The following is a 549-nucleotide window of genomic DNA, read 5'->3' as shown; positions in this document are numbered from 1 at the left end:
ATCATCAACAATTAAAATTTTCATACGACTCACATTTCTTCACGATCTCTTCACGGTATGCCTCATAAGATACCGCCAAATTCCTAAACTAGCTCGTAAATTGAGGTTAATACAATGAAAAAACTGGCTCTTATTTCTGTCGTAGGTTTGGCATTGTCTGGTTGTGGTGGTTCTGGCAGCGACAATAACGACAGCTCATCAACACTCCCAGCAGCAAAACCAAGTGCGGCTATTGGGTCTGTTGAATCTGTAGATGCTAAAGAAAGCACATTAACCGTCAATGGATATACTTACCGCGTTTCAAAGGTAGTTTACGGTAACACTCCATTAGCGTTGACTGTCGTGCAACCAAATATGATGGTAAAAGTGGATGAAAACATCCAAAAAACAGCAGATGCCCACGCCGTTGTGTCACTAGAACCAACCATTACTGGTCGAGTGACTGCCATTGATTACGCAAAGAAAACCTTCTCCGTAAATGGTGTAGAACTGCAGTTTGATGGCTTAAGTAACGAGATCGATTTAGGTGATTGGGTGATGGTGTCTTCA

The 549-nt window shown here is 41.9% G+C and carries 1 protein-coding gene; it reads left to right on the top strand.

The genetic code is table 11. The features are described 5' to 3' along the window. Positions 1-114: 114 nt before the first annotated feature. Positions 115-549, top strand: a 435-nt coding sequence (locus R7O13_RS29985; protein WP_412125753.1) for a DUF5666 domain-containing protein, incomplete at its 3' end; no start/stop codon positions are given.

This window comes from Vibrio sp. Y176 (genome assembly GCF_033438945.1).
Note: the sequence above shows the minus strand (reverse complement) of the source record. Positions and strands in the feature narration are given on the sequence as shown.